Origin of the sequence: Variovorax glucosi (genome assembly GCF_051216695.1) — a bacterium.
In the GTDB taxonomy this organism is placed as follows: Bacteria; Pseudomonadota; Gammaproteobacteria; order Burkholderiales; family Burkholderiaceae_C; genus Variovorax.
The window spans coordinates 1-1,353 of the sequence record NZ_JBPJZE010000129.1 but is presented as its reverse complement, the minus strand read 5'-3'; the positions used below and the strand labels follow the sequence as shown (position 1 = coordinate 1,353).

The window sequence follows — 1,353 nt, the reverse complement described above, 5'->3', positions numbered from 1 at the left end:
AGCAGAGGCCACCCGCTATCGGCAATCTGGCAATTTGAAGGCAGTCAAAGCAGTCTATTCCGACATCCTGCGCAAGGATGCTGACAATGCCGAGGTGCTGCACCTGCTGGGCCTGTATGCGGTAGTGATCGGCGTGATCCTGGTGTCGATGCTGGCGATGGCGCCGTGGCGCCGCCGCCAGCACCGGCGCGAGGCCCCGCCGGAGCAGGAGCAGTCGTCGCTGTTCGCGCTGGCTTCGTACATCGAAGTGCCGCCCGCGCGGCTGTCGGCCTGGCAGCGCACACAGCAGTTGCTGGTGCACCACGACAACAACGGCCACCTGCGCGACGCCACCGACACCACGCCGGGCATGCTGGAGCCCGAGCCGCTGCAGCGCGCAGCCGCGCGGCGCTGAGGGTACAGCCGCGTCCGTGCAGGGGTTTCGCGGCGGTGCTTCAATCGCCGCCTCACACCACTCATCACGGCAAGGACTCTTTCATGGACCTCCAGCTCCACGACCAGCACGTACTCATCACCGGCGGCAGCAAGGGCATCGGCCTGGCCTGCGCGCTGGGCTTCCTGCGCGAAGGCGCGCGCGTGAGCCTCGTGTCGCGCGACATCGCCAATCTGGAGCAGGGCCGCAAGACGCTGGTCGAATCGTTCGCGCAGGCCGAGGGCCGCGTGTCGATCCATGCCGCCGACCTGAAAGACCCGGCCGGCGCCGAGGCAGCGCTCGACGCGGCCGAAAAGGCGTTCGGCCCGGTCGACGTCCTCGTCAACTCGGCCGGCGCCGCCCGCCGCACCCCGCCCGACGACCTGACCGCCGCGTCATGGCACGACGCGATGGACGCGAAGTACTTCACCTACGTCCACATGATCCACCCCGTGGTGAAGCGCATGGGCCAGCGCGGCCGCGGCGCCATCGTCAACGTGATCGGCCAGGGCGGCAAAGTCGCGAGCCCCGTGCACATGGCCGGCGGCGCGGCCAATGCCGCGCTTATGCTGGTGAGCGCCGGCATGGCCGCTGCCTACGCCGGCAAAGGCGTGCGCGTGAACGCCGTGAACCCCTGCCTCACCCTGACCGAGCGGCTGCAGGAAGGCATGAAGGCCGACGCGAAGCTGCAAGGCATCGGCACCGACGAAGCGCTGGCGCGCGCCAAGGCAAGACTGCCGCTAGGCCGCATCGCGACCCCGGAGGAAATCGCCAACACGGTGGTATTCCTGGCATCGCCAAAGGCAAGCTACGTGACCGGCGCCATAGTGGCAATGGACGGCGCCGTCACCCAAATGATCTGAGGCAGAGCGAAGCAAAGGCCCGCCAGCCTCCCCCTCCCCTCTGGCTGCGCCGAGGAGCGCAGCGTTTCGCGGATCAGG

Annotated in this window: 2 protein-coding genes; both read left to right on the top strand. The window is 68.7% G+C overall.

Translation table 11 applies throughout. The annotated features are described in order from the left end of the window. On the top strand, positions 1–394 hold a 394-nt coding region (gene pgaD / locus ACSFA3_RS23535; RefSeq protein ID WP_435507837.1), incomplete at its 5' end, for a poly-beta-1,6-N-acetyl-D-glucosamine biosynthesis protein PgaD. Positions 395–477: 83 nt separating this feature from the next. Continuing rightward, a complete protein-coding gene (locus ACSFA3_RS23530; protein ID WP_435507836.1) occupies positions 478–1,275 on the top strand; it encodes an SDR family oxidoreductase in 798 nt (265 codons plus the stop codon). The last annotated feature ends 78 nt before the right edge of the window (positions 1,276–1,353 follow it).

Bases quoted from the DNA above. Each gene is read 5' to 3' on its own strand.
- ACSFA3_RS23530 (WP_435507836.1), top strand. From the start codon at position 478: ATGGACCTCCAGCTCCACGACCAGCACGTACTCATCACCGGCGGCAGC.